21 protein-coding genes are annotated in these 26409 nt (G+C 66.8%); 6 read left to right on the forward strand and 15 right to left on the reverse strand.

Annotated features, from left to right (window positions below):
• Positions 1-2 precede the first annotated feature (2 nt).
• Positions 3-1169 (forward strand): cystathionine beta-lyase, encoded by a 1167-nt coding sequence (metC, locus tag P7B02_RS15465; protein ID WP_277787247.1) that lies wholly within the window; start codon positions 3-5, stop codon positions 1167-1169.
• Here the strand turns inward: metC and P7B02_RS15470 are convergent.
• The 10 genes from P7B02_RS15470 to P7B02_RS15515 form a co-directional block, all read right to left on the reverse strand.
• Positions 1126-1377, reverse strand: a complete 252-nt coding sequence (locus P7B02_RS15470; RefSeq protein WP_277787248.1) for a FecR/PupR family sigma factor regulator — start codon at positions 1375-1377, stop codon at positions 1126-1128. The two genes, metC and P7B02_RS15470, sit on opposite strands and share 44 nt — an antisense overlap.
• A 38-nt stretch (positions 1378-1415) precedes the next feature.
• Positions 1416-2159 (reverse strand): amino acid ABC transporter ATP-binding protein, encoded by a 744-nt coding sequence (locus P7B02_RS15475; protein WP_431355821.1) that lies wholly within the window; start codon positions 2157-2159, stop codon positions 1416-1418.
• Positions 2156-3178, reverse strand: coding sequence for an amino acid ABC transporter permease (locus P7B02_RS15480; protein WP_277787249.1), 1023 nt, complete (start codon positions 3176-3178; stop codon positions 2156-2158). The genes P7B02_RS15475 and P7B02_RS15480 overlap by 4 nt, the downstream gene beginning before the upstream one ends.
• A gap of 41 nt (positions 3179-3219) precedes the next feature.
• The gene (locus tag P7B02_RS15485; protein ID WP_277787250.1) at positions 3220-4359 is read right to left on the reverse strand and encodes an ABC transporter permease subunit; all 1140 of its coding nucleotides are present in this window, start codon (positions 4357-4359) and stop codon (positions 3220-3222) included.
• 3 nt (positions 4360-4362) lie between these two features.
• The gene (locus P7B02_RS15490; protein ID WP_277787251.1) at positions 4363-5478 is read right to left on the reverse strand and encodes an amino acid ABC transporter substrate-binding protein; all 1116 of its coding nucleotides are present in this window, start codon (positions 5476-5478) and stop codon (positions 4363-4365) included.
• Between the two features lie 369 nt (positions 5479-5847).
• Complete coding sequence (locus P7B02_RS15495; protein ID WP_277787252.1) at positions 5848-8892, reverse strand: TonB-dependent receptor domain-containing protein; 3045 nt, start codon at positions 8890-8892, stop codon at positions 5848-5850.
• A gap of 151 nt (positions 8893-9043) precedes the next feature.
• The gene (locus tag P7B02_RS15500) at positions 9044-10318 is read right to left on the reverse strand and encodes an amidohydrolase family protein (RefSeq protein ID WP_277787253.1); all 1275 of its coding nucleotides are present in this window, start codon (positions 10316-10318) and stop codon (positions 9044-9046) included.
• A 1-nt stretch (position 10319) separates the two neighbouring features.
• A complete protein-coding gene (locus P7B02_RS15505; RefSeq protein ID WP_277787254.1) occupies positions 10320-11747 on the reverse strand; it encodes an amidohydrolase in 1428 nt (475 codons plus the stop codon).
• 340 nt (positions 11748-12087) lie between these two features.
• Positions 12088-14817, reverse strand: a complete 2730-nt coding sequence (locus P7B02_RS15510) for a M14 family metallopeptidase (protein ID WP_277787255.1) — start codon at positions 14815-14817, stop codon at positions 12088-12090.
• Positions 14818-14910: 93 nt separating this feature from the next.
• Positions 14911-16701 (reverse strand): CIA30 family protein, encoded by a 1791-nt coding sequence (locus P7B02_RS15515; RefSeq protein WP_277787256.1) that lies wholly within the window; start codon positions 16699-16701, stop codon positions 14911-14913.
• 358 nt (positions 16702-17059) lie between these two features.
• Here P7B02_RS15515 and P7B02_RS15520 point away from each other — a divergent pair, with 358 nt between their 5' ends.
• Together P7B02_RS15520 and P7B02_RS15525 are read left to right on the forward strand one after the other, a co-directional pair.
• Complete coding sequence (locus P7B02_RS15520; protein ID WP_277787257.1) at positions 17060-18325, forward strand: dicarboxylate/amino acid:cation symporter; 1266 nt, start codon at positions 17060-17062, stop codon at positions 18323-18325.
• A gap of 1 nt (position 18326) precedes the next feature.
• Entirely contained in the window at positions 18327-18791 is a 465-nt protein-coding gene (locus tag P7B02_RS15525) for a RidA family protein (RefSeq protein WP_277787258.1), read from the forward strand.
• 44 nt (positions 18792-18835) lie between these two features.
• Here the strand turns inward: P7B02_RS15525 and P7B02_RS15530 are convergent, their stop codons facing one another.
• From P7B02_RS15530 to P7B02_RS15540, 3 genes are all read right to left on the reverse strand, one after another.
• The gene (locus P7B02_RS15530; RefSeq protein WP_277787259.1) at positions 18836-19540 is read right to left on the reverse strand and encodes a hypothetical protein; all 705 of its coding nucleotides are present in this window, start codon (positions 19538-19540) and stop codon (positions 18836-18838) included.
• A 120-nt stretch (positions 19541-19660) separates the two neighbouring features.
• The gene (gene arsH / locus P7B02_RS15535; RefSeq protein ID WP_277787260.1) at positions 19661-20395 is read right to left on the reverse strand and encodes an arsenical resistance protein ArsH; all 735 of its coding nucleotides are present in this window, start codon (positions 20393-20395) and stop codon (positions 19661-19663) included.
• Positions 20396-20437: 42 nt separating this feature from the next.
• The gene (locus P7B02_RS15540; protein WP_277787261.1) at positions 20438-20746 is read right to left on the reverse strand and encodes an ArsR/SmtB family transcription factor; all 309 of its coding nucleotides are present in this window, start codon (positions 20744-20746) and stop codon (positions 20438-20440) included.
• Positions 20747-20963: 217 nt separating this feature from the next.
• On the opposite strand from P7B02_RS15540, the gene P7B02_RS15545 reads away from it, so the two are divergent.
• Together P7B02_RS15545 and P7B02_RS15550 are read left to right on the forward strand one after the other, a co-directional pair.
• A complete protein-coding gene (locus P7B02_RS15545; RefSeq protein WP_277787262.1) occupies positions 20964-21200 on the forward strand; it encodes a DUF6356 family protein in 237 nt (78 codons plus the stop codon).
• Complete coding sequence (locus P7B02_RS15550; protein ID WP_277787263.1) at positions 21193-22392, forward strand: aromatic amino acid transaminase; 1200 nt, start codon at positions 21193-21195, stop codon at positions 22390-22392. The genes P7B02_RS15545 and P7B02_RS15550 overlap by 8 nt, the downstream gene beginning before the upstream one ends.
• A gap of 28 nt (positions 22393-22420) precedes the next feature.
• On the opposite strand, the gene P7B02_RS15555 is transcribed toward P7B02_RS15550, so the two are convergent.
• Positions 22421-23701, reverse strand: coding sequence for an MFS transporter (locus tag P7B02_RS15555; protein ID WP_277787264.1), 1281 nt, complete (start codon positions 23699-23701; stop codon positions 22421-22423).
• 54 nt (positions 23702-23755) lie between these two features.
• Positions 23756-25846 carry an acylase gene (locus P7B02_RS15560; protein ID WP_277787265.1) on the reverse strand — a complete coding sequence of 697 codons (2091 nt, stop codon included), beginning with the start codon at positions 25844-25846 and terminating at the stop codon, positions 23756-23758.
• 200 nt (positions 25847-26046) lie between these two features.
• Here P7B02_RS15560 and P7B02_RS15565 point away from each other — a divergent pair, with 200 nt between their 5' ends.
• Positions 26047-26400, forward strand: a complete 354-nt coding sequence (locus tag P7B02_RS15565) for an ArsR/SmtB family transcription factor (RefSeq protein ID WP_277787266.1) — start codon at positions 26047-26049, stop codon at positions 26398-26400.
• Positions 26401-26409 lie beyond the last annotated feature (9 nt).

The raw sequence follows: 26409 nt of genomic DNA on the forward strand, positions 1-26409 counted from the left end.
TCATGACTGAACTGGCCGAATTCGGGGAATGCACCCGCACGCTTCACGCCGGGGCCACCTCAGCCAAGCTTCTCAAGACCCCTGGCCCGGTCGTGCAAAGGGGCTCGACGGTCCTGATGCCCACCGCCGAAGCGCTCTATGACGCCACCCAGACCACCTACGGACGCGGCGGGCTGGCCACCCACAAGGCGCTTTGCGAGACGCTCAGCGAGCTGGAGCACGCCGAGCGGACGTTCATCTATCCGTCGGGCCTTGCGGCCATCACCGGCGTCCTTCAGGCTCTGACCGGGGCCGGCGACCACATCCTGGTCAGCGACGCGGCCTATAATCCCACACGCCGTTTCTTGGACGGCACGCTCGCCCGTTTCGGCGTTCGCGCCACCTATTACGATCCGACCGCCACGGCCGAGGAGATCGCGGCGCTGATCGAGCCGGAGACCCGGCTGATCTACATGGAGTCCCCAGCCTCCCTGACCTTTGAGATGCAGGACATCCCGGCCATCGCCGCCATGGCGCGGGCGCGCAACCTCATCACCGTGGTCGACAACACCTGGGCGGCCGGCGTCCTCTTCAAGCCGCTCGACCACGGGGTGGATGTCTCCATCCAAGCCCTCACCAAGTACGTCTGCGGCCACTCCGATGTCTTCATGGGCTCCGCGGCGGCCAGCGGCCGCGTCGTCGAGCGCCTGGCGCGCTCCAGCTACGAAATCGGCTGGGCCGTGTCGCCGGACGACGCCTATCTGGCCTTGCGGGGTCTTCGCACCTTGCATTCGCGCCTGACCCACCACGGGGCTTCGGCCTTGAAGGTGGCGCAATGGCTGCAAGATCAGCCGGAAGTGGCGAGCGTGCTTTGCCCCGCCCTGCCCAGCTTCGCCGGCCACGACCTGTGGCGTCGCGACTTCACCGGCCTATGCGGACTTTTCGGGGCGATCTTGAAGCCTGTCGATCGGTCGCGGGTCGACGCCATGGTCGAGAGTCTTCAGCTCTTTGGATTGGGCTATTCGTGGGGCGGCTTCGAGAGCCTCGCCTTGCCGTGCGACCCGCAACTGGTCCCCCGTCTCGCCAGCGGCCGTCTCGACGGCCCTCTGCTTCGCCTGCACATCGGCCTGGAAGGCGCCGATGACCTTATTGCGGATCTTCGCCGCGGCTTGGATAGCCTGACAGCGTAGACTGTGTCTCGTCGAGCGCGGCTAAGGCCGCGCCGGCGAGATCCCACAGCATGGTGGCCTCTTTCCACGCCGCTTGGTTCTGCGGCGCCTCGGCGCGCCAGGCGCGCAGGCCGGCGACCACCTCGGGGCTTGGATCGTCGTTGACCCGCACGAGCCAACGCAGGGCGGCCTCCAGGCCGCGTTTGTCGGCGTCCGTTTCCCCATTCATCACCGGGCGGCCTCCTCGCCGCACATGTTGCGTGCGCACTAGCGAACCCTTCGCACGAAATCGCGGGCGCGCGTTTGACGTGGCGCATCGAAGAAGGCCGCCGGCGGCGCGATTTCGACGATTTCGCCGGCGTCCATGAACACCACCCGGTCGGCCACCTCGCGAGCGAACCCCATTTCATGGGTGACCACCACCATGGTCATGCCGCTGGCGGCCAGCGCGGTCATCACATCCAGCACCTCGCCGACCATTTCCGGATCGAGGGCCGAGGTCGGCTCGTCGAAAAGCATGACCTTGGGCTGCATGGCCAAGGCGCGTGCGATGGCGGCGCGCTGCTGCTGACCGCCCGAAAGCTGGGCCGGGTATTTGTGGGCCTGGTCGCTGATGCGCACCTTCGCCAACAGCGCCATGGCCTCTTCCCGGACGACGTTGGGATCGCGCTTGGCCACCTGCACCGGCGCCAGGACGCAGTTTTCCAAAATGGTCAGGTGCGGAAAGAGATTGAAGCCCTGGAACACCATGCCGGTGAGGCGTCGCGACTGCTCAACGGCCTTGGCGCCAGCCAGGCGGCCGACGCCGGCGATGTCCAGCTCGCCCTCCTCATAGGCCTCCAGCCCATTGATGCAGCGGATGAGCGTGGACTTGCCCGAGCCGGAAGGCCCCAGCACCACCACGCGTTCTCCTGCGGCGACATCAAGATCGACGCCCCGCAGCACGTGATGATCGCCGTACCATTTGTTCAGGCCGCGGATGGCGACCATTGCGCAATCGGCGTTGCTCATGCGGATTTCCCAGGGATGGAGAGGCGACGCTCCAGGCTGGCCGACCAGCGCGACAGCCCAAAGCAGAACACCCAGAACACGGCCGCGACAAAGACATAGGCCTCCGTCTCAAGGCCCTGCCAGGCGAAATCGGTGACGGCGTTGCGCAGCACGCCGGTGATGTCGAGCACCCCGATCACATAGATGAGCGTGGTGTCCTTGAAGAGGCCGATGAAGCTGTTGACCAGGGCGGGCGTGGCGATCCTCAAGGCCTGAGGCAGCACCACGAAGACAAGCGTGCGCCACCGGTCCAGGCCCAGGGCGCGCGCGGCTTCGACCTGGCCGGCCGGCACGCCCGCCAGCCCGCCGCGCACCGCCTCGGCCATGTAGGCCGCCTCGAACAGGATGATGACGATCATGGCGCGCGTCAGCTTGTCGAGGGTCATGCCGGCCGGGGTGAAGAGGGGCGCCACCACCGCCGCGGCGAACAGCAGCACGATCAGCGGCGAGCCCCGGATCACCTCGATGAACGCGACGCACAAGCCCTTGACCACGGGCAGGCGCGAGGTTCGTCCAAGCGCCAGCGCGATGCCCAGCGGAAGCGCGAAGATCGAGGCGCCCAGCCCGATGAAGAGATTGAGGAAGAAGCCGCCCCAGTAGTCAGTGGGCGCGCGCGGCAGGACGCCCGCGCCTTCCATGACGCCATAGGCGAGCAGCACGGCCGCCGGCGCCGTGGCCAGGGCCAGGCCGCTGGTGCGCCGGCGCAGGAGCGGCGCGACGCCGGCCAAAAGGACCAGCGCGGCGGCTGCGACGCGCCATAGATGATCCTTGGGATAGAAGCCGGCCAGCACCTGGCGCCAGCGCGACGTGACGATGGCCCAGCAAGCGCCCCCCTCGGTGCAGGCGGCCTTCGTCTCGCCGGTCCAGGTGGCGTCGATGATCGCCCAGCGCATGAGTCCCGGCGCGATCCAGGCCGCCATGATCAGGACCGCCAAGGCGGCGGCGGCGTCGAGGGGACGTCGGCGCAGAGCGTCGATCATGCGCTGCGCCAGCGGTTGGCGCGGACGTGGACGCGGTGGGCTCATCGGACGCTCCATCGCTGCTGACGGCGGCTCCAGCTGTTGACCGCCCAGCTGAGGGTCAGGCTGACGGCCACAAAGAAGACGAGCACCAGGCCAAGTGTCTCGATCGCCTGTCCGGTCTGGTTGAGGGATGTCCCGCCAAAGACGGCGACGAGGTCGGGATAGCCCACGACCACCGCCAAGGAGGAGTTCTTCAGAAGGTTTAGGTACTGGCTGACCATGGGCGGCGCCATGACGCGAAGCGCCTGAGGCAGTGTGACCAGCCGCACTGTCTGCAGCGGGCTCAAGCCCAGGGCGGCCGCCGCTTCGCCCTGCCCTCGGTCGACGGACGCCAGGCCCCCGCGGACGATCTCGGCGATGTAGCCGCCGGTATAGAAGGTCAGGGCCGCCAGCAGGCTGAGCAGCGGCGGCGACACCTCCAGCCCGCCCTCGAACCCAAAGCCGGTTCGATGCGGCAGGCTGACGCCGCGGATCGCCAGGCCCAGGATGGCCAGGCCAAGCACGACGGCGCCCTTAAGGACGAACCGGCGATGCCTGGTCGCCCCGCGCGCCGTCAAAGCCCACAGGACCAGGGCGCTGCCGACGCCAAGCGCGCCGAGGATGAAAAACAGCACCCAAGCCGGAGCGGCGGTCGTCAGGGACGGCAGGTGGAGGCCGCGGTTGGTGAGGAAGATCGCATCGCCCAAGGCCAGGGCGGCCCTAGGCGGCGGGGCTGCGGTGATCAGGGCGTACCAGACCAGAAGCTGGATCGGCAGGGGCGTGTTGCGCGCCACCTCCACATAGACGCTCGCCGCCCCCCGGGCGACCAGGGAGCGGGCGCGTCTTGCGACGCCGGCGACGACGCCGATCACGGTGGCCAGGACGATGCCGGCGGCGGCCACGGACAGCGTGTTGAGCGCGCCGACCAGGAAGACCCGGGCATGGCTGTCGACGGGGTCGTAGGCGATCCAGGACTGGGCGATCTGGAAGCCGGCCGGCCGCTCGAGGAACTCAAATCCTGAAGCCATGCCGCGAGCCCGCAGATTGGCCAGGGCGGTGGCGGCGAGCGCCCAGATGACCAGGACCGCTGCGGCCAGCATGACCGCCTGGATGATCAGCTCGCCTTTGGTGAAGCTTGCGCGCTTAGAAGGCCGGCGCATCGCTCACCTCATGGGGGCGGCGAAGAGCAAGCCGCTCGGCGCGCCGTTCCAAGGGGCGTTGAGGCCCCGGGCGAGCTTCAAGGGGGTCTGGGCGCCGAGGTTGCGCTCGAAGATCTCCCCGTAGTTGCCGCTCGTGGCGATCACCTTGACCGCCCAATCGTCCTGCAGGCCGATCATACGGCCAAGACCGCCCTCGGCGCCGAGCAGGCGCCGCACCTCAGGGCTCTGGCTTTGGCGTTGCGCCTGGAGGTTCTGAGACGTGATCCCAAGCTCTTCGGCCAAAATCGTGGCGTTGAGCGTCCAGCGGACCACGTCGGTCCATTGGTCGTCGCCGTGGCGCACCACCGGCCCCAGTGGCTCCTTGGAGATGATCTCGGGCAGCAGGACATGATCGTCGGGGCGCTTCATCGCCACCCGCGCGGCGGCCAGGTTGGACATGTCGGCGGTGAGGGCGTCGCACTGCTCGCGATCATAGGCCGAGCGCGCCTTGTCCTCGGTGTCGAAGACCACCGGCTGGTAGCGAAGCCCGTGAGCCCTGAACCAATCGGTCAGGTTCAGCTCGTTGGTGGAGCCGGTCTGGATGCAGATGCGCGCCCCGTCCAGGTCCTTGGCTGAGCGCACGCCGCTGGCCCGCGGCGCCATGAAGCCCTGGCCGTCGTAATAGTTCACGCCGGCCAGGTTCAGCGTGGCGTCGCGCGAGAAGGTCCCGGAGGTGTTGCGCCACAGGACATCGACCTCTCCCGACTGAAGCGCGCTGAACCGGTCGGTCGACGAGGTCGGAATGAACCGGACGGCGTTGCCGTCGCCTAGAACCGCCGCAGCGGTGGCGCGGCAAAAGTCCACGTCGAAGCCGCGCCACCGGCCATTATTGTCAGCATAGGCGAAGCCCAGCAGACCTTGGTGGACGCCGCAGAGCAGATAGCCTCTGGCCTTGACCGCGCGCAGGGTCTGGCCCGCGGCGGGCGCCTGCCCCGGCTGCGCCGTCGGCGCGCCCTCGACGCCGGCCGCTAGAGGCGGCGGCTCGTCCACGGCGCTGCCCGGATCGCCGCAAGCCTGCAGCCCCATCGATACGGCCGCGATGGCGGCGGCGAGCGGAGACCAAAGGCGTCGAGCCCTCACTGGGCGGCCTCTTTTAAGCAGCGGTCGTCGCGGCGGGCTTGGCCGCTGGTCCACAACGCCCTGGCAGCCTGGGTCGTGCCGGCGTGCGAGAACCGTGGGGCGCTTTGAGTTTGGTGCATGCGAGTGCGGTTCCCGACGTCTTCTGTACGAGGCTTAGACGGACCGCGGCCAGAAACCCGCACCTTCGTCGAAGGGGGTTTTCGGCAGACCGTCGCCCATCGCCGCTGCGGCCCGCCCGCACAGGGCGTCGCGGTGCGTGATCTGCAGATCGGCTCAAAAGCAAGGGCGGCGAGAGTCTCCTCTCGCCGCCCCGCCGTCGTTGAATATCTGCAGGCGTCGGGCCGCGACCAAGGCCGCGGCCCGACGACCTCAGAAGGTCTTGCGGATGCTCGCGTACCAATAGCGGCCATAGGGCTGGTAGAGCGCGCCCAGATAGCCCGCGTCCCCGGTCGCCAGAGGCGGATCCTTGTCGAAGACGTTGCGCACGCCCAGCCGCAGGCGGGTGTTGTTCTTCCACCCATCGCGGAATTGGTAGTCGATGGTGGCGTTGTGGGTGACCTGGGAGGCCACCACCCACTGAACGCCTTGAGCATCGGTCAAACCGGCGCGAACGGCGTCGGTGTACTGGGTGAACCAGCCAAGTCCCAGGTCCTTGTAGGTCCAGTTCAACGAGGCTGAACCCTTCCACTCAGGACGACCGCCCTCGCCCACCAGGCTTCCGCCCTCGGTGATGGTGATGCCCGGATTGATCACGCCGGCCGCCCTGGCGTCGATCAAGGCCTGGATTTGGGCCGAAGGACGGCGGTAGAGCTGATGAAGGTAGGCGGCGTTGACGCTGAGGTTGAAGCGGCCGAAGCGCTCGGTCTGCTTGCGCCAGTTGAAGCTGAAGTCGGCCCCTGAAGCGAACTGAGGCTCCAGGTTCTGGTACATGTCGTCGGCGTAGATGACTTGGCCTGCAGGGGCCAGGCCGGTACCGGCGAAGAGCGCCACCTCCTCAGGGGTCGGCTCACGACGCACCACGGCCGGGTTGACCCGACCCTGGACCCGCTCCAGGTAGTCGACGATCAGCGCATTGCCTTCGCCGAACACGCCGACGATGCCTTTTTGCTGCACATCCCACCAGTCGGCGGTGATGGTGAAGTCGCCATACTGTTCGGGAATAAAGCGCGGCTGCAGCACCACGCCGACCGTCCAGCTCTCAGAAGTTTCAGCATCAAGATCGGGGTTGCCGGCCCGGCGGGCGGTCGTCACGGCGGCACGGCCGGAACAGGCGGCGAAGGAGCTGATGCGCCCGGCTCGCAGGTCGGCTTCGCAATAGACCCAGTCGGTGCGGCTGTTGCCGCGCGTCACGATCGAGGCGTTGATGGTCTCCAGGTTGGGGGCCCGGAAGCCCTGGGCCCAGGAGCCGCGGATGCGCAGCCCGTCGACGATGTCCCAGGCCGCCGCCACGCGCGGCTTGGCCACGCTGCCGAAGTCGCTGTAGTGCTCATAGCGCCCCGCCACCTGCGCCTCGAGCGAACGGACGAAGGGGATGCTCATCTCCGGAGAGACGAGCGGGATGGCGAATTCCAGGAAGGCGGCCGCCACTTCGCGCTTACCCTTGGTGTCGGGCGACGGGCTGACGCCGAACAGATCGGCGTCCTGCACTTCGCCGGTGACCACGTCGGTGAACTTGATCGTGCCGTCGACCCGGTCGTCCCGATCGTCGCTGGCGGTTTCGCGACGGTACTCGACGCCGGTGGCGACCCCCACGTCGCCGCCCCAGATCTGGAACAGGTCCGGACGCGAGATCTTGAAGTCCCACAGGAACATGCTGGTTTCGCCGCGCCGGCTTGACTTGATGCGGATCGCGTCAATGGCCGCCTGGCTGCTGCGCGTCGTGTCCCCGATCATGGGGTTGGCCGGATCGCCGCCGTTAAAGGGGTTGTAGGCGTCCGGCGTCGCCAGCCCTAGCTGGCGTTGCAGCGCCGTCGAGCTGACCCCGTCCTGCACGTCGTTGACCGAAGCGGTGGAGTAGACGATGGCGCTGTCCCAGTTGAAGCCGAACTTCTTGCCGCGGGCCCCCACCAGGTAGCGCGCCTGGTCGTTGGTGACGTCCACGTTCGTCGGCCCCATGTCGACGAAGCGATAGTCGAACAGCGTCACCGGCAGGCCGGCGGCGGGAACGTTCAGGTTCGCCAGACGGTTGGGCGAGCCGATCGGGCCGAAGGGGTTGTAGTAGTTGGTCGCCGGAATGGTGATCTTGGTCGAGCCGATGGTGAACGCCGGATCGGCCAGATTGTGGGTCACGGCGCGGTAGTAGCCCAGCTCCCCATAGAGCTCGACGTCCTCGGTGAGTTCGTAGCTGCCGGTCAAGAAGACGTTCACCCGCTCCAGCTGAGGGATCAGGTAGCTGTCATAGCTTTCCAGGCCCAGGCGCGTGTTGCGGTCGGCGCCGCCGGTGGCGGTCGCGCGTGTGCCGTCATCGATGCAGATGCCGTTGGCCAGCACCACCTGGCATCCGCCATTGGCGGTCGGCTGAATGTGGAACTGCCCGCCGGCCGTGGTCAGGGCGGTGGCGCCCTGCCGCACCGTGCCGAACGACTGGGGCGTGCGAAGATTGGCCCAGGCGCTCAGGTTGTTTCCGCCGTCGAGGCCCGCAAGACCTTCCATCCGCGTGCCCACGAACAGCGGGCGCTTGTCGGAGCGCGACGAATAAGGCTGGTCGAACTGGCTCAGCTCGCTGCGGTCCACGTAGTTGACGAACACCGAGACGTTGCCGCGGCCGTCGTGGAAGTTCTTGCCGGCGAAGACGTTGAACTCGGTCTCGTTGAGGTTGGTCCCCTCGGCGCCGCCGTAGCGCGCCTCCACGGTGAGGCCGTCGAAGTCGCTTTGCAGGACGTTGTTGACCACGCCGGCGACAGCGTCAGAGCCGTAAAGGGCCGCGGCGCCGTCGCGCAGAATCTCCAGTCGCGCGAGGCCGGCCACGGGAATGGCGTTGCTGTTGTAGGTCACCGCCGGGGTGAGGTTCTCGGCCTGGCTGGTGGGGTGGGCCACAAGGCGGCGGCCATTGAGCAGCACCAAGGTGTTGCCGACGCCCAAATTGCGCAGGTTGATGGAGCCGACGTCGCCGCGCGCGAAGTTGCTGCTGGTGGCGCCGTTGGTCGGGTTGAAGCTCACATCCCCCATCTGCGGGATGGTTCGAAACAGGTCATCCCCCGACAAGGTGCCGGTGGTCCCGATCTGCTCGGCGCTGATCACCGTCACCGGAGAAGCGGCGGTGATCTTGGAGCCGACGATCTGGCTGCCGACGACCACGATCTCCTCGACGTCCGTCTGCGGGGCGTCCGAGGTCTGGGCGAGCGCGCCCGTGGACAAAAGTGCGGCTGCGCTTGCGCACAGGAGAAGGCGTGACCGCCCAGTGATCGCTTGCATCGATGATCCCCATTTTTTTCGAGAGAGTAGAAAGCGTCGGCGGCCGAACCCCGGGCCTTTCGCCCTAGCCGCCTGCGGATGACTTGAAGCGATCGGTTTCCCCCAGATCACCTCGAGCTTGGTTCTCCTGTGGCCCTCCTGGCCTGTCTCCTTATGGCTGTGGTTTGAGATAGCGGTCGCGCAGGGCGCGGACGCGGCTTTGCTGGGACTGCTCGCGGCCGGCGATGAACACCGCCGTCGCCGCGCTCGCCGGCTGGAACGGGTCGCCGCTCCACACGACGATGTCGGCGATCTTGCCGGGCTCGAGCGAGCCAAGCTTGTCGGCCACGCCGAAGGTGCGGGCGGTGGCCAGGGTCAGGCCCTCGATCGCCTTGTCGTAGGACAGGCCTCGAGCGACGGCGATGCCGGCGTTGTAGCGAAGGTCGCGCACGCCCCCGGCGCTGCCGCCGCCGCCCACGACCACCTCGACCCCCGCCGCCTGCAATCGGGCGGCGTTGTACAAGGTTGCGCCCAGCTGCTCGAAGCTGCCCGGCAGATTGGCCAAGGGATCGACGATGACCGGGACCTTGGCGGCGGCGATCTGGCGGGCGACCTGCCAGCCCTCCTCTGCCCCGGACAGGACGATCTTCAGCCGATACTCGGCGGCCAAACGCAGGGCCTGCTCGATGTCGGAGGCGCGCGAGACGCCGATCACCAGCCGCTGGCGGCCGTCGAGAACCGGAATGAGCGCCTCAAGATCGGCTTGCGACAGCGCCAGGCTGCGAAGCTCGCCGCGCTCATAGGCGGCGCGGTTCTTCTGGAACAGGCGCACATCCTCGAAAGCGGCGCGAAGGGCGATCAGCTCGGCGGCGCGAGAGCCCCCCGAGGCCGCCGCGCCCGCCTCGCCGATATCGAGCGACATGGCGACCTTGGGGCGCACGTCCAGGCGCGTGGCCGGATCGAGGCTGATCAGCGCCGCCTGGCCGGAAAAGAGCTGCGGCCGGCCGTCCAGGCCCGGCCCGCCCGCATGTCCGCTGACCACGGCGCGCGTGACGCCGCCCGAACGGGCCAGGGGGATGAGCAGGGACTCTGGATTGAGGGCGTACTGGATATCGAAGGCGGCGCCCAGGCCGGGGGTGCGCGTGCGATTGTCCGCCGCCCCGTCCACCGAACCGACCTCGGAGAGCCCCAGCGAGCCGTCCGCCGAGATGATCCCCGGCGTGACCACCGAGCCCTTGACGTCGATGCGGCGGGCGTCGGCGGGGATCGGGGTGCGCGCATCGCCCACCGCCTTGATGACCCCGTCCTCGAAGACGAGCACGCCGTCCTCGACGACCCCCTTGGGGCCGACGGTGATCAGGCGGGCGTTGGTGATCGCCACAGGCTGAGCCAGAGCCGATGAAGCCAGCAGGCAGGCGCCCGCCGCGCAAAGGGCGAGAAGCCTCATGTCAGTTCACTTCCTTGGGTTGGATCAGCTCGAAGTCGGAGCGGTGCTGCTGGGCCGGATCATCGTCGTCGTAGACCTGGGCGCCATCGATGTAGACCTTCTTGGCCACCGCATAGATGTCGAAGGGGTTATGGCTCCAAAGGACCACGTCCCCCATCTTGCCGACCTCCAGGGTGCCGGTCTGGTCGAGCACGCCCATGATCTTGGCCGGATTGGCGGTGAACCATTTGACGGCTTCGGCGTCGCTGATCTGGATGCCGGCGCGGCGGGCCGCAGCCAGGGCGATGGAGGACTCGATGTTCAGCCTCTGGATGACGGTGGCGCTGTCCGAATGGATCGCTACGCAGACGCCGGCTTGCTGAAGGATGCCGGCGTTCTCCTCGATGGCGTCGTTGCCTTCCATCTTGCCCACCAGACGGTTGGCCCAGACGGCGGCGCAGACATTGTTGGCCTTGAGCAGGTCGGCGATCTTGTAGGCCTCCACGGCGTGGTGGAAGGCGGTGACGCGGTAACCGAACTCCTTAGCCAGATCGAGGACGACGCCCATTTCGTCGGCGCGGTAGCAGTGGTTCTGCACCGAGATGTCGCCATTCAGGACGCCGGACAGGGTGTCCAGGCCCACATCGCGCTTGGGTGCGTCGCCTGTGCCTCTGCGGCCGAAGGCCTCCCAGCGCCGGGCGTAGTCTCCCGCCTCGATCCAGGTGCGTCGGGTCACCGCCAGATTGCCCATGCGGGTGGCTGGCGAGCGGCCGCGCGAGCCGTAGCGCTCCTTGGGGTTCTCACCGCAGGCCATCTTCAGACCGTAGGGCGCGCCCGGAAACTTCATGGCCTGCACGGTGGTGGCCGGAACGTTCTTGAGAGCAACGCTGCGCCCGCCAAACAGGTTGGCCGATCCGGGCAGGATCATCAGGCTGGTGACGCCGCCGGCGCGGGCGCGGTCGAAGCCTGGATCTTGCGGCCAAACCGAATGCTCCACCCAAACCTGGGGCGTGACAGGATCGACATTCTCATTGCCGTCCCGTGTGCCGTCGACGCCCGGCGACGAGAAAGCGCCGAGGTGCGAGTGGGCGTCGATCACGCCTGGCGTGACCCAGCGTCCGGCCGCATCGACGATCTGCGCGCCCGCCGGCGGCGTCACGCCCTGGCCGACAGCGGCGATCTTGCCGCCAGACAGCACGATGGTCCCGCCGCGAATCTCCGCCCCTGTGCCGGTGAGGATGTTGGCGTTGACGATCGCCACGGGCCGCGAGGCGATGGGCTTGTAGGTGCTGGGATAGAAGTCGGCGCCGCGCGGGTCGAGGCCGGGCCGAAGCTTCAGCGCCAGCGCGGTCTCCGTCGGCGCGGGCTTGGCCGCCTGCGCCAGCGCGCCTGAGCTGGCCGCCAGGAAAAGACCGATGAGGGCGGCGCCTTTGGCAAGCCTTCTAGTCATCGCAAGACGGTCTCCTCTACCCCTGCTCAAGGCCGCATGGCCTGGGCTCCTGTCGCTCGGCGAAGGGCCGGCACAGGATTCTGTGACGGAAGGCCTGCGGTAATCCGCATTCGGGAATCGCTAAAAATCGCCGTCGCGCTCAGCCACCGCCGATGGTGGCGTCCTCGCTGCATAAAGAGGCGCCGCCCTGCCCTCGATCGGGCGCCCGGCGTTTGACGGCGTCCTCAAACGCAGTCCAGCCCCGCCTGGAGGAGGCGGGGCTGGATCATGCGGCGTCCAGTAGGGCGGCTGGACACCGGCCGCTTGCGTTGGCGGGCGAGCCCGCCGGCGCATGCGAACCTTAGGGCTGGCCGGCGATGGGGCCGTACTGCAGCCCATTGAACAGGAACTTGAAGGCGGCGTGCGACTGGGCGCGCTGAGCGACCTCCGGGCCCATCAAGAACAGCTTGCCCTTGCCGACGTCCTTTTCGACGATGGCGCCGGTGCCGCTGAGCTTTTCTTGCCCCACGGCCCAGCCGCTGCGCAGCACGTCGCCTTGCGGGTACCACGCCACGGGTTTGGCGCCTTCGGCCTTGAAGGCCGGACTGCGGTCAAAGAAGACATTGAGGCTTGGCGGCGCGCCGTAGGCCAGGGGCCGGGTGTTGTCGACCGCGACCTCGAGCAGCGAGCCTGGAATGTAGAAACTGTTTCGCGGCAATGGCTTGCCGTCGTTTCCTTCCAGGGCGCTCGCCGCCGGCGCGCCGACCATCTCGGCCAAGCGCGTCGAAGAGCCGATCGCCACCACCGATCCACCGCCCTGCAGGAACGAGGCGATTTGCGGTGCAGTCTTGTCGCGGGTGATCTGGCCAAGCCACGGACGAAACTCCGCGGGGATATCTTCCGGCTTCGGCTGGCGGCCGCCGCCCCCCTCGCCTTCTTCGCCCGAGAATAGGTTGTTGGCGAAGACCAGGACGTCGAAGTCTGCGGCGATGTTCCCGGCGTCCAGGCGCTGGGGATAGACCACCTTGTAGTCGAACTCGTACTGCTCCATCAGCCACCGCGTCCAGCCGGCCGGCATGTTGCCGCCGTAGACGTCGACGATGCCGACCCGCACCGGCTTGAGGCGCAAGGTATCGCCGGCCGGCGCCTTGGCCACCGCATAGGCGTCCAGGCCCAGCTCCCGGGCCGCCGCCTCGACGATGGCGCGACTTTGTTCGGTGGCGGGAATCCACAAGGCGCCCGGCGCCAGGTTCCGGCCGCCGGCCTTGGCGGCGGCCTTCACCCAACGCACCTCGGCGCCGGCTTTGAGCAGCCGATTGGACAGGATGAAGCTGTCATTGGCTTCGTGGCTGACCAGATAGCCGGCGCGGCCCGAACCGACGATGCGGCCCGGCGGCGGCGCCATCACGTCGCTCACGCGCTCGAACGGGCCTTGAGCCGACTCCAGCACGCGATCGAACTTGATCCCCATCTGCATGGCCAGGGTGTAGCCGGTGCTGTCGTAAGGCGGGATCGGCGGGCCGCCAGGATAGGCGAAGTCGTGGGGGTGATCCTGCGGCTCGAACATGTCGAGGACGTGAGGACGGTAGGCCTGGTCGGCGCGCACCACAAAGGAGCCGGCCGGATAGGTCTTGCCGCCGAGGCTGAAGGCCTTGGTCGCGCGCTCGACATCGACCCCGGTCTTCATCAGGGCGTTGAGGAACTTCACGGCGGTGGGCAGGTCGGCCTGGTCGGCGGGCAGAACATAGGCGCGCGCGTCCCGCTTGGCGGGGTCCTTGAGCACCTTGTCGTAGAGGGCCGGATCGAGCCCCTGGGTGCGGCCCGAGCCCACGAGCGGCTGGCCCTTGGCCGCCGCCTCGAGCGCCTCGATGCGCTTGGGCGTGATCGTCCAGCTGTCCTGACGGCCCCGGCGGATGGAGTTGTCGCCCATGCGCCAGATGTTCATCAGCAGGCGCTCTCGATTGCGCGAGGCGTAGTCGAGGACGGCGCGATTGAGGCTGAGCGAGTAGTCGATCGATTGGCGGAAGCGCCAGGTCTGCGGCGCCACCGGGGCCGGAAGATCGTTACGGGCGATCTGGTTGCGCGCCACCAGCGGGATGGTCATCGGGGTGGGATGGCCGGTGATCTCGGTCAGCAGACCCACGGCGTTGTGGAAGTAGGTGATCGACCGCTCCATGCCGTTGTTCCAGGTGGAGTAGGTCGCGCCGCTGCGCATGGTCGAGCCCGGCTTGTTTTCACTGACCAGGCGGCTGTGCATGGCCGATCCCACCTCGCTGAGGGTGGTCATCACCAGGGGGTCGTAGTTGTAGTTGAAGGGGTCGCGGAAGGGCGGCATGAACACCACCGTGCCGCCCGGGGCGGTCTGGTGGTGATTATAGATCACCTGAGGATACCATTCCCGGAAGAAGATCCGGTTGACGTTGGTGGTCTCCTTCATGGCCGACATGTAGTAGTCGCGGTTGTTATCGTGACCGACGTACTTCTGGTAGAGGCGCGGCAGGCTTCCGAACTCGCGCTTCTTTTCGTCGGCGTTGCGCATGTACCAGTTGGACACCAGCTCCATGCCGTCGGGGTTCACCTGGCCAAAGAGGATGATGACGTCATCCAAGATGCGCTTGGTCTCGGGGTCGTCCTTGCTGACCATCTCATGGACGGCGGCGATCAGCGCCTGGGGCGGCACCACCTCGGTGGCGTGAAGCCCGCCGTCGATCCAGATCACCGCCTTGCCCTCGGCGGCCAGGGCCTTGGCCTCGGCCTCGCTCACGCCTTCAGCCTTGGCCAGCTTGCGGGCGATCTCGCGATAGCGGTCGAGCTTGGCCAGATTGGCCGGCGAGGAGACGATCGCCATGTACTCGCGACGCCCCTCCTCCGTAGCGCCGATATCCACCAGCTTCATCCGGTCGGTCTGCTGGGCGATCGTTTTGAAGTACGATTCCAGCTGGGTGTAATTGGCCAGGAAGTAGTCGTCGCCGATGTCCTTGCCGAAGGCCTCCTTGGGCGAGGTGATCGAGGCGGCGAGCGCCGCTGGAGCGACAGAGCAATAGAGCGCCAGGGCGGCCGCCGCTCCGGTGAGTGCGCGATTGAGTTTCATCGGATGTCCTCGTCGCCGCGGCATGCGGCGGCCGGTTTGAAGGGAACCCGCGCGCCCTTCGGCGCGCGGATTTGGGCTCAGCAGGACCTGAGCTCAGTAGAAGGTGACGTTGTCGATCTGCAGCCAGAGCTTCTCGCCGGCCTTGCGCTCGCCGTTGAAGCCCACGTCGAGCAGATCAGCTCCGCTCCAGGGTGCGGTCGAAGGCCGGCGGCCAGGGGTGCGCGTCATGGAGGCGAAGGGCACCTCGACCGTAGTCCAGGCGGTCCCGGCCTTGATCGGCGCCTGCCACTGGCCGGTTTGGGTGTTGACGGTGAACTCGTAGGCGCCGCCGTCGCCCTTCACATCGAAACGCACGCCCTTGTACTGCCGCGCGTCCACCGGCTCGACCGAACCACGGCTCAGCGGGAGGCGCACGCCGGCCTGCGGCTGCTCCTTGGTCGCCATGCGGGCGGTCAGCAGCAGGGCGTGATCAGCGCCGTCGCGCACGACGACCTGGTTGATCTGGATGGTTCGGTCGTGACCGCCGTCCATGTCGTCCAGGCGCAGGGTGTCGAGGCTGGTGCGGCCAGGCGCGCCTTCAACATTATCGATCAGCGCAGCGACCTTGATGGCCGGCATCGAGGTCTGGCCGTCGGCCACCGTGGGCTTGGCCAGAGGACCGAACACGGGGCGGCCGTCGATGAACACCTGATCGGTCTTGCGGATGTCGGTGATGTTGCTCCAGGGCGCGCCGTCGATGAGCACAAGGTCGGCGCGCTTGCCCGGTTCGATGGTCCCTCGGTCGGAGAGTTCGCCCATGACTCGGGCGCTGTTGGCGGTGCCGGCCAAAAGCGCCTGGACGGGGGTCAGCCCCGCCTCCACCAGCAGCTCCATCTCACGCAAGGTGGCGACCCCGTGCGGCGTGCCCGGCATGCCCGCATCGGTCCCGACGGCGATCTGCACGCCGGCGTCGCTCAGGGCTTTGACGTTCTTCATGGCGTAGCCGAACTTGCGGAACGACTGCTGCACACGGGGGTCGTTGCGGTCCGGCTGGGCTTGGCCGGGCTTGACCGGCTCGTAGACCGCAAGGGTCGGCGCGTAGGTTGTGCCGTTGGCCTTCATCAGCTGAACGACTTCGTCGTCCACTTCGCGGTCCTGCAGGCTGTGAGCGATCACATCGACCTTGGCGCGAGCGGCGACCTTGCCGCGCTCGACGGTGACGGTGTGGGTCAGGACCTTCAGGTCGTTCTTGTGGGCCTCGTCGACCAGCGCCGACAGGGTCCAGTAGTCCATGCTGGTGTTGTCCGGCGCCGAGCCGTAACGCCAGCCGTCGGCGAAGGCCTTGATGGCGTCTGGCTTGTAGGGAATGAGCGCGCGGACCTCGGCGCGGGCGGCCTCGGGCGTATCCACCCACTTGGTGGTCGACACGTCGCCCCAGTCGGCGCCGTGGCCGCCGGGCGTGCTCATCCGCGCCGTGAAGTTGACGTGGGGCGTCGTCAAGCTGCTCAGCCAACGGCGGCGCGGCTCGTAGGATTCCGGCGGCTGGTGGAAGTCGTTGACGGTGGTCACGCCGGTGGAGACGTAGGCGCGGGCGATCTGCGGCGAGATGGCCGGCGCGCCGCCAGGGGTCCAGTGGGTGTGCAGATCGAAGAAGCCCGGCAGCAAGGCCTTGCCGTCGGCCTTGATCACCGTGGCGCCGGCCGGCGCCTTCAGACCCGGGCCGACTTCGGCGATGCGGCCGTCGCGGATGATGACCGTGGCCTTGCGGGCCGCCGCCCCCGTCGCGTCGAACACCATGGCGTCGGTAATGGCCACCACGCCGCCCTTGGCGGCGGCGCTGGCCTGCCCCGCGCTCAACACGATCAACGCCGCGCCGATCAACACGCCCTTCGAACGAAGCTTCACGTCACCCCTCCTGAAAAACCGATACGCCTTATGCGACCTTGTCTTGGACGGAAGCGCGCGCCGAACCCGCACCTGGACGCCCCTGTCGCATGGCGCACAAGGCAGGCGTTGGTTTATTGCAGGAATATTTCAGCAGCCGACAATAGCCCTGAATTGACTGATCGCATTACTTGGAGTGATGCGATCAACAAGTCTCTCTGATGAGCATTGACGCAAACGGGCGACCGGCGACAAACCCCGATTTGACAGGACGACAAGGCGCGCCGGATGCGGATTTCGTCTGCGCTTCCGTCCCAGAAGTCCAAGTCCGCGCGCAAGCGGCCCAACTTCGCCACGCCCAAGGGAGGACGCGCGCCGCATGAACCGTCTGTTCGCTTATCTCATCATCGGATCCATGGTCCTCGGGATCCTGGTCGGCTGGATCTGCAACATCACGCTCCAGCCTGAGCAGATCGAACAGGTGGCCACCGGCCTCAAGGTTCTGACCGATCTCTTCCTGCGGCTGATCAAGATGATCATCGCGCCGCTGGTCTTCGCCACCCTGGTGTCGGGCATCGCCCACATGGAGGACGCCGGGGCCATTGGCCGCGTGGGCGTCAAGACCATGGGCTGGTTCATCGGCGCCTCGCTGGTGTCGCTGACCATCGGCCTGATCATGGTCCACATCATCCAGCCGGGTTCGGGCCTGTCCCTGACGCCGCCGGCGGTGACCGAGGCCTCGGGCATCGAGACCACGGCGTTCACCCTGTCGAGTTTCGTCACCCACCTGGTGCCGGCCTCCGCCATCGACGCCATGGCCAAGAACGAGATCCTGCAGATCGTGGTGTTCTCGATCTTCGTGGGTACGGCCGTGGCCGCCCTCGACAACAAGGCTCCGGCCGTCCTGACCCTGGTCGAGCAGATCACCGCGATCATGCTGAAGGTGACGGGCTATGTGATGAAGCTGGCGCCGATCGCCATCTTCGCCGCCCTGGCATCGACCATCGCCACCCAGGGGCTGGGAGTGCTGCTGACCTACGCCAAGTTCGTCGGCGGGTTTTACCTGTCGCTGGGCGTGCTGTGGGGCGTGCTGTTCCTGGCCTGCTTCGCCTTCATCGGCGCGCGCGCCGTGGGCCTATTCAAGGAAATCCGCGACCCGGCCCTGCTGGCCTTCTCGGTCGCCTCCTCGGAAGCCGCCTACCCGCGCACCATGGAGATGCTGGAGCGTTTCGGCGTCAATCGCCGGATCGTCAGCTTCGTCCTGCCGCTGGGCTACTCGTTCAACCTCGACGGCTCAATGATGTACTGCACCTTCGCGGTGCTGTTCATCGCTCAGGTCTATGGGGTCGAGCTGTCCATCGCCCAGCAGATCACCATGCTGCTGCTGCTGATGGTGACGTCCAAAGGCATGGCAGGCGTGCCTCGCGCCTCGCTGGTCGTGATCAGCGCCACCCTCACCTACTTCAAGCTTCCGGAAGCAGGCCTGCTGCTGATCGTGGCGGTGGACCACCTGCTGGACATGGGCCGCAGCGGCACCAACGTCGTCGGCAACTCGGTCGCCGCGGCGGTCGTCGGCAAGTGGGAGAAGCAGCTTGGCCCGCCCCTCACCACCTCCATCCCCCCTATGTCCAAACAAGGAGACTGAAATGTCCGCGATTGAAGAGCGCCTGACCCGAATGGGCGTCATCTTGCCCACGCCGCCCGCCCCGGTCGCCAACTATGTGCCGTCCGTGCGGACCGGCGCGCTCGTGCACATCTCCGGCCAGGTCTCCAGCGCCGCCGACGGCGGCATCAAGGGCACGGTCGGCGTCGATCTGGACATCGCCCAGGGTCAGGCCGCCGCCCGCCTTTGCGCCATCAATCTGCTGGCCCAGATGCGTCTGGCGGCCGACGGCGACCTGTCGCGGATCAAACGGGTCGTCAAGTTGGGCGCCTTCGTGCAAGCCGGACCGGCGTTCATCGACATCCCCGCCGTGGTCAACGGCTGTTCCGATCTGATGGTCGAGGTGCTTGGGGACGCCGGACGCCACGCTCGCTCGGCCGTGGGCGTGTTCCGCCTGCCGCTCGGCTTCGCCGTCGAGGTCGATGCGGTGGTCGAGCTGGAAGACTAGGGTGTCGACGGCGACATCGTCGGCTCGGCGATGTCGCCCCTTCGTTAGCGGGTCTGTAGTTGCAGTTTGCCGCCGGGAGCAAGCCGGACGCTCCGCAGATGTCCCGCCTCGCCGCTCGCGGGCAAGACGACATGCGGATGGAAGCGCCGCCCAGCCGGCAAGGCGTAGCGTGCGGCGTCCGGCGTGGAGGCGTAGAGGCCGACGATGATCGCGGCCCGGTTTCGGACCGTGCGGTCGGCGCGCTCGGGCGCGGTGTCGAGACTGTACTCTGCGTCCAGCAATCGACCCTCGAGCCTGAAGGCGAGCCTGGCGCCGTCCGCGCATCCCGCCGCCGCGACCGCCTCGTCGAGCACCCGGCTAAGATCGTCGAGACCGTCCATGCTCTCCAGGCTGCGCGCGACAGACCAGGCTTCGACGGGCACGGTCTGCAACATGAGCGCGCCCTCACCGGGATCAGCATGGCGTCGCAGGCTTACACCGCCCGCTCCGTCGGGCCGCACCAGATAGAGCGCGCCATCGGCGATCGTGATCTCATCGCGCCGAAAGGCGGCGGCGCCATAGCCGATGGCGAGGGCGCTGGTGGGGACGTCCGACAACACCACCCGCGCCGCCAGATCGCCTTGGGCCGTGCGCTGCGGATCGTTGTAGGAGCCGACCTCGAACACGCAGGCGGCCTGCGCGATCGATGCGGCCAGGGCGCCGGCTGAGAGGACGCCAGCCCCAATGAGGCGAGCCCGAAGCCTCCTCATCGATGATCCATTCCCGGCGGATCGCCCGCCTCCGCGTCGGCAGTCAGCCATCGCATCCTCCTTGGCCGCAACAACTTCTGCTATCGCCGAACTATGGAATCGACAACCGCCTCTCGTGCCTCAGGCCGAGCGCATGGCCAAGATCTCGGCGTCTTCTTCGACGCCTGAAATCCTGCGACCGGCCGCTTTGCGCTCGCTGTAGCGATCGACCAGATAATCGGCGCGGTCGCGGATCAGCAGCGTGAACTTGAAAAGCTCCTCGAGCACGTCGACGACCCGCTCGTAATAGGCCGAGGGCTTCATGCGGCCGGCCTCATCGAACTCCTGATAGGCCTTGGCCACCGAGGATTGGTTGGGAATGGTGATCATCCGCATCCACCGCCCGAGCACCCGCATGGCGTTGACGGCGTTGAAGGACTGCGAGCCGCCGCTGACCTGCATGACCGCCAAGGTCTTGCCCTGGGTGGGGCGCACGCTGCCGATCTCCAGGGGTATCCAGTCGATCTGCGCCTTCATGATGCCGGTCATGGCGCCATGCCGCTCGGGACTGATCCAGACCTGACCTTCCGACCACATGGAAAGCGCCCGCAGCTCGGCGACCTTGGGATGATCGACGGGCGCGTCGTCCGGCAGCGGCAGGCCGCTGGGGTCGAACAGCTTCACCTCGGCGCCCATGCGCTCCAACAGCCGCTGAGACTCAAGCGCAAGAAAGCGGCTGTAGGAGCGATCGCGCAGGGATCCATAAAGAATGAGGATGCGCGGCGGGTGCTCGACGGCCGGCCCCTCGTTCAGCTTCGCCCAGGTCGGACGATCGGCGAAGTCGGCGTCGAGGGCGGGCAGATCACTGGCGTTCATGTACTCATGTCCTGGAAAGTCGTGATTTCAGATTGGGGGCTGTCAGGCGGCGCAATCGGCCGCCGCCAGTCCGGTGCAGCAAGCCTCGGTCAAGAAGCTCTGGAGCGCCGTGACGCGGCCGAAGTTGGCCGTGCAGATCAATTCGCGCCCGCGCTTTTGCTGCAGCACCAACTCGGCCTTGGCCAAGGCGCCGAGGTGATGACCCAGGGTCGAGGCCGGCATGTCCATCAGCCGAACGATGTCGCTGACGCTCGCCCCGTCCAGCCCAGCGCGGACCAGCAGACGAAATATCCTCAGACGCACGGGACTGCCCAAGGCCGCTAGCCCGGCCGCCGCCTGGTCTTCGTTCATCTCAGCGCTCATATCTTACTATTATTCTAGAAAATTAGAAAATCAACCCACCTCACCCTGGCTCGCCCATCATCCCAGTCACGCAGCAGCCTTGGGATCAGCTCATTGGTTTGACGCGTCCGGCGGGATGTTCATCACACGCAACCCGCATTTTGCATGCAAGTTCAGAACGTCCCTCCCGAGGCCATTTGCTAATCTTTCCGGATCAGGAGGCGCCATGTTCAACAGGCTTTTTCGCGATCACCCCGCGTCGGTGGGTGAGACCTATTTCGAGCACATGGGTGTGGCGGTGTCGTTCGGTTCGGCGATGCTGGTGGGCTCGATCGCCTGTTTCGTGCACGCGCTGATCCCGGGACTTTGCACCCGCACAGGCAGCGGCGTCGTCACCAAGCTGCACAGGCGAATGGTGACCCATCGCCACGAAGAGACCCCCCGCGAGGCGGCCAATGCTTGATCGCCTGCCTGTGGCCAAGACGGACTCGCTCATGGAGCTGGGCCGCCTGATGAAAGCCGATCCGCGGCCGATGAAGGTTGATCTGGGCGTCGGCACCTATCGCGATGAAGCTGGGACGATCCCGATCATGCGCGTGGTCAAGACCGCCGAGCGGTCGATCCTCGAGACGCAGACCTCCAAGGGCTACCTCGGGCCATCCGGCGACGCCGATTTCTGCCGAATGCTGCAAGACGCCTTCTTCCCCGATCTGTCGGCGCAGAGGGACGATCGTGTGGCGAGAATTCAGACCCCTGGCGGCACCGGCGCCCTGCGCCTTGCCTTGCAGATCGCCGCCGAGGCTTCGCCGTCGGCCGCGGTCTGGATCGGCACGCCAACCTGGCCGGCCCATATCCCGCTCGTCCAGGCCTGCGGCCTTCGCGTGGAGACCTACCCGCATCTGGACGCGTCCGGCCGTTTCGACGCGAGCGCTATGGCGCAGGCCCTGTCCAAGGCCGCGCCGGGGGACGTCATCCTGATCCATGGCTGCTGCCACAACCCCACAGGCGTCGATCTTGACCCTGAGATGTGGGGGGCCGTCGCCGCGGCCGCCTCTCAGGCTGGAGTGACGCCGCTTGTGGATCTGGCCTATCCGGGTCTGGGCGATGGGCTGGAAGAGGACGTCCAGGGCGCTCGCACGCTCCTCGACCAGTGCCCGAACCTCCTGATGGCGGTGTCCTGCTCCAAGACCTTCGGCCTTTATCGTGACCGGGCCGGCATGCTTCTGGGCGTCGCCCAATCGGCCAAGGCCGCGGCCAATTTCGGCGCGGTCGCCGCCAGCCAGGCCAGGCTCCTGTGGTCCAACCCGCCGGACCATGGCGCCGCCATCGTCAAGACCGTGCTGTCGGATGAAGGCCTGACCGCCGACTGGCGCCTGGAGATCGCCGACATGCGCGAGCGGGTGAACGGGCTTCGCGCGCAGTTGGCGGCGCTGGACCTGGGCCGCATCGACCTTGGCCCGTTGGAAGCCCAGCGCGGCATGTTCGCCATGTTGCCGCTTGAGCACCACGAGGTCGTGCGCATGCGCCAAGACCACGCCGTCTACATGGACGCTTCGGGACGCATCAATGTCGCCGGCCTAAACGCGGCCAATATCGACGCCTTCGTAACGGGTCTGCGGGCCCTGGCTTACGAGCCGCAGGCCGCTTCGGCCTAGATCCTGGCGAGGACTGGCGCGCCTGGCGTCAGTCCTCGAGGATCTGGCTGTGTTTGCGCGTATCGCGCATGCGCAGATAGGTCACCAGCGAGACGGCGATCATCGCGGTCACGTACCAGTAGAATCCACTCTCCAGCCCCCTGCCCTTGAACCACAGGGCCACATACTCGGCCGTGCCGCCGAAGATGGTGTTGGCCAGGGCGTACGGCAGGGCCACGCCCAGGGCGCGAATGTGCGCGGGAAAGAGCTCGGCCTTCACCACCGCATTGATCGACGTATAGCCGGTGACGATGACCAGGGCGCCCAGCACGATGGCGAAGGCGACGAAGGGATCGTTGGTGCGCGACAGTGTGGTGAAGATCAGCCAGGTGAAGGCGACCCCAAGAACGCCGAAGGCCACCATGAGCGGCTTGCGGCCGATCCGGTCTGACAAGGCGCCGGCCAGGGGCTGGATCAGCATGTAGGCGAAAAGCGCCGCGGCGGTGATCGCGGTGGCGGCCTCGCGGCTGAAGCCAGAGGTGTTGACCAGGAACTTCTGCATGTAGGTGGAGTAGGCATAGAAGGCCAAGGTGCCGCCGGCGGTGAGGGCCACCACCACGAGCGCCTCTCGCGGATAGAGCCGAAACAGGGTCAGACCGCTGGACTTGGGCGCGCCTTGGGCCTGAGCATTCTGGAAGGCCGTGGTCTCGGCCAGGCCGCGCCGGAGAACAAAGACCACCACCGCCAGGGCCCCGCCAAGGACGAAGGGAATGCGCCAGCCCCAGGCTTCCAGGTCGGGCTCGGGCAGGATGGCCTGCAAGATGAGCAGCACCGACAGGGCCAGAAGCTGGCCGCTGATCAAGGTGACGTACTGGAACGACGAGAAGAACCCGCGCCGATCGCGTCCGGCCATCTCGCTTAGATAGGTGGCGCTCGCCCCATACTCCCCGCCCACGCTCAGGCCCTGCATGAGACGGGCGAAAATCAGCAAAGCCGGAGCAACCCAGCCGATCTGGGCGTAGCCGGGGGTGACCGCGATCAGCAAAGAGCCGCCGCACATCAAGGAGACCGAAAGGGTCAGGCCCGCCTTGCGCCCCTTGCGGTCCGAATAGACACCCATAACCCAGGCGCCGATCGGTCGCATGAGGAAGCCCACCGCAAACACGGCCGCGGCGTTCAACAGCTGCGCTGTACTGTCGCCCTTGGGAAAGAAGATCGGCGCAAAATAAAGGGTGAAGGCCGAATAGACGTACCAGTCGTACCATTCGACCAGATTGCCCGTGGCGCCGCCGATGATCGACTTCAGCCGCCGCTTGCGGTCGTCTTGCATGATGTGATGTCTCCGCAGCGGCCGCGGCCTGAAAGGCCGGCGCCTGGGACGGCCCTAGTAGGCCGTCCGCTCCTCAAGGTTGGCTTCAACGGCCTTGCGGGTCGTCCAAAGCGTGCGGAATGTCCCATCCGACAGGTGCTTAAGCTGGTCGCTGCGATGCGGGGAGCCGGGCTGGCTGGCGTTGCCGTAGGCCATCAGGCCCACAGCCTTGATGGGCCGCGAGAACTCAACCAGGGAAATCCAGGTCTCGCCGTGGTTGGGCGTGCGCTGGCCGTCTTTCAGCGGCCCCCAGGTGAAGGTGTGGAACAGGCCCGTATTGCCGAAGCCTCCACTGGCCGGCAGGTTCACGTCGTCGATATGAAAGCGCGAGACCTCGCCGAACGGACGGTCGAGGGCGCCATATTTTTCCTTGGTCTCGGCGATCGCCGCTTTGAGCATCTGCACGGCGGCCGCCGGGTCGGCGATGCCGCGTGGCGTGTCGATGGGCGCGTCAGCCGACCACTTGACCTTGTAGTTGGCCTGGCTGGCGAAATTGTTGGGCGCAAAGCGCGCCGCCCAGGTCTCGAACAGCAGCGCCGCGCGACTGGCCGCTTCGGTCTTGCGGTCCCAGGCCGTCAGCAGGCGGACGGCCTCCTGCACCTGCGGATCCGGATCGGACCGCGCCGCCTCGAGCAAATCCGGCAGGACGCGGTCGGCCATCAGCGTATGGGTGGACAGCTTACGGCTGACGAAGTCGTCGAAGCTGATCTTGCCCGGCTGGTCCAGCAGTTTGACCGACCATTGGGCGCGCAGCGACATGGGTCCGTTGTTAGCGACGTAGGGCGCAAAGTCGCCGTGCTTGATCGCCTGCGGATAGGTCGCAAGCCACGGCGGATCATTGGCGTTCTGGACGAAGCCCGTCGCGGGGTCTGTGACCTTGGGCAGATCCTCATAGCCGTGGACGTCGCTCCACAGGGTCGCTGAGGTGTCGCCCGGCACCAGTCCCGACCAGTACTTCAAGTCGCCTTGGGCGTGCTTGGGCAAGATGCCGTTGTCCAGAAACTGGATGTGGCCCTCGCGGTCGCCATAGATGATGTTGAACTTGGGCACTTGCAGGCGTTTGAGGATCGTCTCGAACTCGGCGAAGCTCTTCGACTTGCCCATGTCCCAGTACTGGGCGAGCCCGCCTGGCCGATCGAGGCCAGCGACCCTCAAGGCCACCAGCGCGCCATCCTTGCGCTCGAAGACCGGCCCGTGGACGGAGCTTCGTAACTCCAGCGTCTGCGTGCGAAGGCCGCCGTCGGCCTGTTTGACCTTGAAGGTCTTGCTGCGTGTCTCGAAGGGGAGAACCTCGCCGTCGAACAGGTAGCCGCCATCCTTGGGCGTCAGCTGGTAGTTCGTCGAGCCGACGAGGGTGTTGACGGTGTTGGTGAACCCCATGCGGTCGTTGAAGGCGAAGCGCAGCACCGGCAAGCCGACCTGGGTGGCCCCATACATCTTGAAGCCCGGCCCGTTCAGGTCCGCTTCGAAATAGGTGAAGTAGCTGGTCGGCCAGGGAAGATGCGGATTGGCCAGCAACATCGTTGCGCCGCTGGCGGATTTGGAGGGCGCCACCGCCCAGGCGTTGGAGCCGTTGTTGCTGGACGCATCGCTGCCCATCGTGGCGGCCTGGGGCGCGATGTAGATGAAGTTCATCAGTCGGTGGGCGTGGGCCATCACGTCCACGCCGCTCACGGGCAGAACCGCCTTCACCTCGGGGCTGATCTTGTCGGGGTGCGCGCGGGCGTAGTCGTTGATGCCTTGGGCGAAGGCGTCGAGATTCTTGCGAAACTGCGGGGTTTGCTGCTCGCGCCACTTGACCGCCCGCTCGGGCACGTCGTTGGCCAGCATCCACTTGTCGGATTCGACGCCGCTCTCTCCCCAATATTCGGCCGCCCTTCCCCGGGCCTCGCCATAGAGGCGGATGATGATGTCGGCGTGGTTCTGCGCCTGGGCGTATCCGAACCCGTAGAAGGCGCCCGCCTCGTCCTTGGCGTAGACGTGAGGCACCCCGTAGCGATCCCAAAGGATTTCGCCGCGGCTGGGCGCCTCGGCCATGGCCGCCGACGCAGACAAGATCGCGACGCCCGCCAGGGCCGCAGTCGTAAGCCTTCTCGTCCACGCCATCATCGGGCTCCTTGGTCGGCGCGCGGGCGCACCCGCTTCAGCAGAGGATCGGCAGCCATCGCCACCGGCTATCTCAGTGACGGAAGCGCGGACCTTTTCCTCATTTGAGCCCAAGCGTTGCAGGAACTGAATGGTGAACTGGAGAGCGAAATCGCAAAAGGCGACTTCAATTCGTCTTATATTTCCACTACACCGGAAATATGGAAATCAGTAGCGCCGCGTCCGGCCTTGCCGCCCTCGCTCACGAGGGCCGCCTTTCGACCTTCCGCCTCCTTGTCCAGACCGGACCAGAAGGTATGGCGGCGGGCGAGATCGCACGCCGGCTTGGCGTTCTGTCCAACACCCTGTCGGCAAACCTGAACGTGCTGAGCCACGCCGGTCTGGTCCAGTCCAGGCGCGACGGCCGATCCATCATCTACACCGCCCAGTACGACGCCATGAGGGAGCTGCTGGCTTTCCTCATGGAGGACTGCTGTGGGGGCTCCCCCGAAATCTGCGCCCCACTCCTCGCCATCGCCAGCAAAAGCTGCGCGGGCGAAGGCGCCTGCGCCTGAGGAAAGAAC

The sequence above is a fragment of the Caulobacter segnis genome (assembly GCF_029543125.1).
GTDB lineage: Bacteria > Pseudomonadota > Alphaproteobacteria > Caulobacterales > Caulobacteraceae > Caulobacter > Caulobacter segnis_D.

Coding starts and splice junctions, on each gene's coding strand:
- metC (WP_277787247.1), top strand. CDS start 3: ATGACTGAACTGGCCGAATTCGGGGAATGCACCCGCACGCTTCACGCC.
- P7B02_RS15470 (WP_277787248.1), bottom strand. CDS start 1,377: ATGAATGGGGAAACGGACGCCGACAAACGCGGCCTGGAGGCCGCCCTG.
- P7B02_RS15475 (WP_431355821.1), bottom strand. CDS start 2,159: ATGAGCAACGCCGATTGCGCAATGGTCGCCATCCGCGGCCTGAACAAA.
- P7B02_RS15480 (WP_277787249.1), bottom strand. CDS start 3,178: ATGATCGACGCTCTGCGCCGACGTCCCCTCGACGCCGCCGCCGCCTTG.
- P7B02_RS15485 (WP_277787250.1), bottom strand. CDS start 4,359: ATGCGCCGGCCTTCTAAGCGCGCAAGCTTCACCAAAGGCGAGCTGATC.
- P7B02_RS15495 (WP_277787252.1), bottom strand. CDS start 8,892: ATGCAAGCGATCACTGGGCGGTCACGCCTTCTCCTGTGCGCAAGCGCA.
- P7B02_RS15500 (WP_277787253.1), bottom strand. CDS start 10,318: ATGAGGCTTCTCGCCCTTTGCGCGGCGGGCGCCTGCCTGCTGGCTTCA.
- P7B02_RS15505 (WP_277787254.1), bottom strand. CDS start 11,747: ATGACTAGAAGGCTTGCCAAAGGCGCCGCCCTCATCGGTCTTTTCCTG.
- P7B02_RS15510 (WP_277787255.1), bottom strand. CDS start 14,817: ATGAAACTCAATCGCGCACTCACCGGAGCGGCGGCCGCCCTGGCGCTC.
- P7B02_RS15520 (WP_277787257.1), top strand. CDS start 17,060: ATGAACCGTCTGTTCGCTTATCTCATCATCGGATCCATGGTCCTCGGG.
- P7B02_RS15525 (WP_277787258.1), top strand. CDS start 18,327: ATGTCCGCGATTGAAGAGCGCCTGACCCGAATGGGCGTCATCTTGCCC.
- P7B02_RS15530 (WP_277787259.1), bottom strand. CDS start 19,540: ATGAGGAGGCTTCGGGCTCGCCTCATTGGGGCTGGCGTCCTCTCAGCC.
- arsH (WP_277787260.1), bottom strand. CDS start 20,395: ATGAACGCCAGTGATCTGCCCGCCCTCGACGCCGACTTCGCCGATCGT.
- P7B02_RS15540 (WP_277787261.1), bottom strand. CDS start 20,746: ATGAACGAAGACCAGGCGGCGGCCGGGCTAGCGGCCTTGGGCAGTCCC.
- P7B02_RS15545 (WP_277787262.1), top strand. CDS start 20,964: ATGTTCAACAGGCTTTTTCGCGATCACCCCGCGTCGGTGGGTGAGACC.
- P7B02_RS15550 (WP_277787263.1), top strand. CDS start 21,193: ATGCTTGATCGCCTGCCTGTGGCCAAGACGGACTCGCTCATGGAGCTG.
- P7B02_RS15555 (WP_277787264.1), bottom strand. CDS start 23,701: ATGCAAGACGACCGCAAGCGGCGGCTGAAGTCGATCATCGGCGGCGCC.
- P7B02_RS15560 (WP_277787265.1), bottom strand. CDS start 25,846: ATGGCGTGGACGAGAAGGCTTACGACTGCGGCCCTGGCGGGCGTCGCG.
- P7B02_RS15565 (WP_277787266.1), top strand. CDS start 26,047: ATGGAAATCAGTAGCGCCGCGTCCGGCCTTGCCGCCCTCGCTCACGAG.